General features: G+C 51.0%; 7 protein-coding genes and 1 pseudogene. All 8 read right to left on the reverse strand.

The window, feature by feature from the left end:
- Positions 1-329 (reverse strand): annotated as a pseudogene (locus BBW68_RS19350) (transposase); the annotation flags it as partial.
- A gap of 103 nt (positions 330-432) precedes the next feature.
- A complete protein-coding gene (cpoB, locus tag BBW68_RS01825; protein ID WP_070133760.1) occupies positions 433-1,224 on the reverse strand; it encodes a cell division protein CpoB in 792 nt (263 codons plus the stop codon).
- Between the two features lie 9 nt (positions 1,225-1,233).
- Positions 1,234-1,752, reverse strand: coding sequence for a peptidoglycan-associated lipoprotein Pal (pal, locus tag BBW68_RS01830; protein WP_070133761.1), 519 nt, complete (start codon positions 1,750-1,752; stop codon positions 1,234-1,236).
- A gap of 44 nt (positions 1,753-1,796) precedes the next feature.
- Positions 1,797-3,089, reverse strand: a complete 1,293-nt coding sequence (tolB, locus tag BBW68_RS01835; RefSeq protein ID WP_070133762.1) for a Tol-Pal system beta propeller repeat protein TolB — start codon at positions 3,087-3,089, stop codon at positions 1,797-1,799.
- A gap of 110 nt (positions 3,090-3,199) precedes the next feature.
- Positions 3,200-4,231, reverse strand: coding sequence for a cell envelope integrity protein TolA (tolA, locus tag BBW68_RS01840; RefSeq protein ID WP_070133763.1), 1,032 nt, complete (start codon positions 4,229-4,231; stop codon positions 3,200-3,202).
- A gap of 29 nt (positions 4,232-4,260) precedes the next feature.
- The gene (gene tolR, locus BBW68_RS01845; protein WP_070133764.1) at positions 4,261-4,692 is read right to left on the reverse strand and encodes a colicin uptake protein TolR; all 432 of its coding nucleotides are present in this window, start codon (positions 4,690-4,692) and stop codon (positions 4,261-4,263) included.
- A gap of 13 nt (positions 4,693-4,705) precedes the next feature.
- Entirely contained in the window at positions 4,706-5,392 is a 687-nt protein-coding gene (gene tolQ, locus BBW68_RS01850; protein ID WP_083264739.1) for a Tol-Pal system protein TolQ, read from the reverse strand.
- Positions 5,389-5,784 carry a tol-pal system-associated acyl-CoA thioesterase gene (gene ybgC, locus BBW68_RS01855; RefSeq protein ID WP_209280444.1) on the reverse strand — a complete coding sequence of 132 codons (396 nt, stop codon included), beginning with the start codon at positions 5,782-5,784 and terminating at the stop codon, positions 5,389-5,391. Before ybgC ends, tolQ begins: the two co-directional genes overlap by 4 nt.
- Between the last annotated feature and the right edge of the window lie 307 nt (positions 5,785-6,091).

Consider the following 6,091-nt stretch of genomic DNA (forward strand, 5'->3'; position numbering starts at 1 on the left):
TCTTCAACAGACGTAGCTCGCTTCAGGTATGGCGGTAGCAAGGTGCTGTTGAAGTGTATGCCGTTGCCACTGCGCTCCCTGACCTTCGGCACTTTGACGCTGACATCACCGATGCCGGTCTGAATACGTCGCTCAGGCAGAAAACCGTTACGCACCACCGCCTAGCGACCGTCATCGAGACGGAGGTCAGCAAACCGGGCAAGCATCACAGCCAGTTCAGCCTCAACCGCACTGGCGATCAACCGCTGTGCACCAGTACGGAGTAAATCGTGGAGTGGAACAGTGGGCTCAACTGGCTCCGGCAACATCTGTAGGGTAAGATTGGACATGGCGTATCACCTCTCTGTTGTTAAAATCCTGTAAGAAATCAATCAGCAGGATACGCCACCTTCCTCGAATCCCCATACACCACAAATGACCATAACTCAGCATTTACAGAGCGGCTGAACGTTTTTGGGCCTGTTTCGCTGCATCAGTATTAGGGTAAAGTTTTACTACCTGCTGATACACCTTTTTAGCTTTTGCCTTGTCGCTTTTTTCCTGCATGATTACCCCCACTTTCAGTAGCGCATCGGCACTCTTCGGAGATTTAGGGTGATTTTTTACCACGGTGGCGAAATAATAGGCCGCATCGTCTTTTTTACCTTTGTTATAATTCAACTGTCCCAGCCAGTAATTGGCATTCGGCTGGAAGGTAGAATCTGGGTACTTCTTCACAAATGCCTGAAAAGCGGCGATCGCCTGATCGTATTTCTTTTTCTCCAGCACCAATGCCACTGCGGCATTGTAGTCGGTGTTGGCATCACCGTTTTGCACAGGCGCAGCGGCAGGAGCCGCCGCGTCGCTACCTGACGCACCGCTATTGCCTGCCTCCGCATCGCTGCCAGCTGCTGCTGCGCTGGCATTAGCGAAACCGCTGCTCAGACTGTCAATCTGCTGGTAAAGGCCTTTCTGACGTTCCACAACTTGGTTCAGCTGATGGCTGTTTTCCTGGATCTGACCACGTAACTGGTCAATATCATTTTGGTTAGCAGAAAGTTGCTGCTGAAGCTGTTGGAGGAGTTGTGCCTGAGCATTAGAGATACGCTCAAGAGTGGTGACTCGGTCTTCAACCGAGCCGGAGCCAACGTTACTGATCGTTGCTTGGGCATTAGCGGCCCAAGGGGCCGCTACGCCAATCAGTAACGACAGACTCAACAGGTGAGTTCTGAAGCTACTAATCATGTAATTCTCTTAGTAAACCAGTACTGCACGACGGTTTTTAGCATAAGCTGCTTCGTCGTGGCCCAGTACTGCAGGTTTTTCTTTACCGTAAGAAACGATAGAGATTTGGTCAGCAGAAACGCCTTTACCCTGCAGGTACATTTTAACAGCAGAAGCACGACGTTCGCCCAAGGCGATGTTGTACTCAGGTGTACCGCGCTCATCTGCATGACCTTCTACAGTCACTTTATAAGACGAGTTGCTACGCAGGAAGTTAGCGTGTGCATCCAGCATCTGAGCGAATTCAGATTGGATGTCATACTTGTCTAGGCCAAAGTAAACGATGTTGTTTTTCTGCAGTTCTTGCATCTGCAGACGCGCCTGCTCGTCAGAAGACATGTTGCCGCTATTCATTCCGCTGTTAGAACCATCACCTATTCCCATGCCGTTGGTCTGGTCATTGTTGTTGTTCTTGTGAGAGCTACATGCAGCCACTGCGATTACTGGCAGCGCCAGCAGTAAGCCTTTCAGTACTTTGTTCAGTTGCATTATTTAATTCCTATTATAGTTTGCCATACATATTTACACATGCATCACAGATACGGCGACCAAGCAGGAAATTTGACCTGTCCATCGGTTGCCGGAAGACGCGCTTTGAAACGCCCATCCGTCGAAACCAACCGCAATACGGAACCCATCCCTTGAGTAGAGCTATAGATTACCATCGTGCCGTTAGGTGCGAAACTTGGCGTCTCATCTAGGAACGTGTCCGTTAATTGTTGAACGGCTCCCGTTACCAGATCTTGTCGGGTGACGTGTTGAGCGCCACCGTTGGTACTGACCATCACCATTGATTTGCCATCAGTGCTAACATCGCCATCTTGGTTCTGCGAACCTTCCCAAGTAAGACGCTGCGGCGTGCCGCCGTTACTACCAATTTTATAAATTTGCGGACGACCGGCTTGGTCGGAGGTATAGGCTAGGCTATTGCTGTCCGGGAACCAGGTCGGTTCAGTGCTGTTGTGACGACCATCAGTCACTTGGGTGATCTGACCAGAACCTAGGTTCATCACACACAGATTCAGACTGCCGGTTTTTGACAGTGCAAACGCCAGTTTAGAGCCATCTGGTGAGAACGCAGGCGCACCGTTATGACGCGGAAATGAGGCTACCTGCTTGATGGCACCGTTAGCCAACGTCTGGATCACCAGCGCAGACTTACCGCTTTCGAAGGTCACGTAGGCGACTTTACTCCCGTCTGGAGACCAAGCAGGGGACATCAGTGGCTGCGGCGAACGGTGTACCACGAACTGGTTGTAGCCGTCGTAGTCGGAAACTCGCAGTTCATATGGGAACTGTCCACCGTTAGTCTGCACCACGTAAGCAATACGCGTACGGAATGCACCTCTAATCCCGGTCAGCTTTTCAAAGCTTTCATCACTGGCGGTGTGTGCGGCATAGCGCAGCCACTGCTTGGTGACTTTGAACTGGTTTTGCGCCAGTACCGCAACCGGGTTACCCGAGGTGTCGACCAGCTGGTAAGAAACGGTATAGCTACCGTCAGCGCCTGGCTGAACCCGGCCCACAACGACAGCATCAATATCCAGTGCGGTCCATGCAGCAGGCTGCACTTCGGCAGCAGAGGTTGGCTGCTGTGGTAAACGTGAACGATCGATTGGGTTAAATTTACCGCTGTTACGTAAGTCGGCAGCAACAATGCCACCAATATCTTCCGGTGCTGCACCCGGGCCATCCCACATAAACGGCACAACGCCGATAGGACGCGCGGTATTCACACCCTGAGTAATTTCAATGCGAACTTCTGCATGCGCAACCGCGACAAACAGCATTAAAACGCTCAGCGCTACACGAAATGCCTGCTTCATTATTTCTCCCTTACCCGGACATAGCACCCGTGGTAAATAGCCTTGTAATCAACAAACCTAAGAATACGGCATGGTGAACGTAGTTCAACATGCCGCTTGTTACCGAATTATTATGGCTTGAAACGCATCGGGGCGTTTTTGAACACTTCATAAACCGCCTGCGTTGGTGGTTTAGGAATACGAGCCTGCTTAGCAGCAGCTATGGCCGCCTGGCAAAGTGCCGGGTCACCACCTTCAGACTGAACACTGATCAACATACCATCCGGAGCTAGCTTAATTCGCAGATTGCAGGTTTTACCGGCGTAAGTACTCGCGTCGTAGAACTTGCTCTGAATTGCGGCAGTGATCTGCCCCAGATAACCATTAATCTCCGCGCCAGATGCCCCTGCTGATTTCTGGTTGCCCGGCCCCGCAGTCCTACCGCCGCCAGCAGCTTTACCGGATTTCGGGGCATTTTTACCTGAAGTCAGGTCGCCTAGCAGGTCATCGACATCACCAGACTCTTTCGCGGCTTCCGCAGCGGCTTTCTTCTTGGCCTCGGCAGCGGCTTTCGCATCCGCATCCGCTTTAGCTTCCGCATCGGCAACGGCTTTTTCTTTAGCGGCTTCGGCTGCGGCCTCAGCTTTTTTCTTCGCATCAGCAGCGGCTTTTTTAGCCTCTTCTGCCGTTTTTTTCTGGGCGTCAGCCGCAGATTTTGCCTGGGCATCCGCCTGGGCTTTGGCATCGACTTTCGCTTTTACCGCGGCGGCTTCTGCCTGTTTCTGCTCGGCTGCCTGTTGTGCGGCCTGCTGTTTGGCTTCTTCCTGCAGTTGCAGACGCTCTTTCTCTATCTGCTTTAGCTGCTTCTGTTCAGCAGCATGCTTTTTCTGCAGTTCTTCCGCCTGCTGCTGGGCCTGTTTCTGGCGCTGTTTCTCGGCACGCTTGCTTTCGCTCTGCTGATTTTGCTGACGATTGTACTGTTCCACGACCGCGTCAGAATCGACCATGACTGCATCAATATCGCTACCGCCACCGCCGCCACTAGCGTCGATGTTATCGTCAAACGAGCTCCATACCAATAGTGCAATCAAAATGATATGCAGAATGACTGATACGGTTATGGCACGTTTTAACTTTTCGTTTTGCTCGGTTGCCTTTGACACTCTCGGTTCCCAAAAACGGTTCGAATGAATTAAATCGGCTGCGTCATTAATCCGACAGACTTAATGCCGGCCTGATGCAGCAAGTTGAGCGCCTTGATGATCTCGTCATAGGGCACTTCTTTGGCTCCGCCAATCAGGAACACGGTTTTTGGGTTAGCCGTAATGCGACGCTGCGCCTCGGCAACCACCTGTTCCGGTGGCAGCTGCTCCATCCGATCATGATCAACCACCAGACTATACTGCCCGACTCCGGAAACTTCGACGATCACCGGAGGGTTATCATCGCTGGAGACAGTCTTAGAATCAGTTGCGTCCGGCAGATCGACTTCCACGCTCTGAGTAATGATCGGCACCGTTGCCATGAAAATCAGCAGCAGCACCAGCAGCACGTCCAGCAGCGGTACGATATTTATCTCAGACTTAACTTCGCAGCGACCACCGCGACTAGGTTTTCTGGCCATGCCAACCTCCGACTTACTTGCTGACGTCGCTTGAGAATGCCTGACGATGCAGAATCGTCGTGAACTCTTCCATGAAGTTGTCGTAGTTCTGCTCCAGCTTGTTAACGCGCTGGCTCAAGTAGTTATAGGCCATAACCGCCGGGATGGCTGCAAACAGACCAATCGCAGTGGCGATCAGGGCTTCAGCGATACCCGGTGCTACCATTTGCAAGGTGGCCTGCTTCACCGCGCCCAACGCGATAAAGGCATGCATGATCCCCCATACCGTACCAAACAGGCCGATATACGGACTGATTGAACCAACGGTGCCAAGGAAAGGAATGTGGTTTTCAAGCGCTTCCAGTTCACGGTTCATGGAAATACGCATAGCACGCGTCGCGCTTTCCACGACCGTTTCCGGCGCGTGATTGCTGGCACGGTGCAGACGGGCAAACTCTTTAAAGCCTGCGTAGAAAATCTGCTCAGAACCGCCCAGCTCATCACGACGGACCTGGCTTTCCTGATAAAGACGAAACAGCTCGATACCAGACCAGAATTTATCTTCGAAGGCATCCGCATCACGCGTGGCAGCATTCAGAATACGGGTACGCTGAATGATAACGGCCCAAGAAAAAATAGAAAAAACGATTAAAATCAACATGATAAGCTTAACCAGAAAGCTTGATTTCAGTAACAAATTAAGAATGTTCATGTCAGTCACTGCTTGAACTCCGCGACAATAGACTTGGGAAGCGCTATCGGCTTCATTAGATGTAGATTAATGCAGGCAATAAGGACTTTTGCTTCATTGAGCACACGGCCTTCTGCATTAACGATGCGTTGTGCGAATGTCATGGTCGTTCTGCTCATGGCAATGACCTCGCTCTGCACGTCAAGCAGATCATCAAGACGGGCAGCTGCAAGGTAATCAACCGTGATACGACGCACCACAAAGCCGACCTGCTTTTCCAGCAAAGCCTGCTGATTGAAATGGTGTTGACGCAACATTTCAGTCCGTGCTCGCTCATAAAAGGCGACATAGCTGGCATGGTAAACCACACCACCGGCATCTGTATCTTCGAAATAGACACGCACCGACCATCGAAACAGCATTGTACTCACTCTACATCCCGGTAATGCTAATTATTGGTACAGGAAAACGCTGCTACTATACGCAAGAGCTAACTACTTGGGAATGGATTGCCAGAGGGTTACGAAAATAATTATCCGGCGGTAACAACTTCACTGATTTCAGTATATTTGTTAAACAATGATTGACAAAAAAGCAGATAAAAAAAGATCTGCGGGGTGGAAATGAAGCGGAATTTAGCGGGGATAAATTATGGGCCAGAGAAACCTGACCCATAGCATTCTTAAAGGAAGAAAAATCCGACCCCGCCTAGTGTAGTGGCACACTGAT

Origin of the sequence: Candidatus Erwinia dacicola (assembly GCF_001756855.1) — a bacterium.
Taxonomy (GTDB): Bacteria; Pseudomonadota; Gammaproteobacteria; order Enterobacterales; family Enterobacteriaceae; genus Erwinia; species Erwinia dacicola.

What these genes read in the sequence shown, in the direction of transcription:
- cpoB (WP_070133760.1), bottom strand. Translation starts at nt 1,224, where the DNA reads ATGATTAGTAGCTTCAGAACTCACCTGTTGAGTCTGTCGTTACTGATT.
- pal (WP_070133761.1), bottom strand. Translation starts at nt 1,752, where the DNA reads ATGCAACTGAACAAAGTACTGAAAGGCTTACTGCTGGCGCTGCCAGTA.
- ybgC (WP_209280444.1), bottom strand. Translation starts at nt 5,784, where the DNA reads ATGCTGTTTCGATGGTCGGTGCGTGTCTATTTCGAAGATACAGATGCC.
- tolB (WP_070133762.1), bottom strand. Translation starts at nt 3,089, where the DNA reads ATGAAGCAGGCATTTCGTGTAGCGCTGAGCGTTTTAATGCTGTTTGTC.
- tolR (WP_070133764.1), bottom strand. Translation starts at nt 4,692, where the DNA reads ATGGCCAGAAAACCTAGTCGCGGTGGTCGCTGCGAAGTTAAGTCTGAG.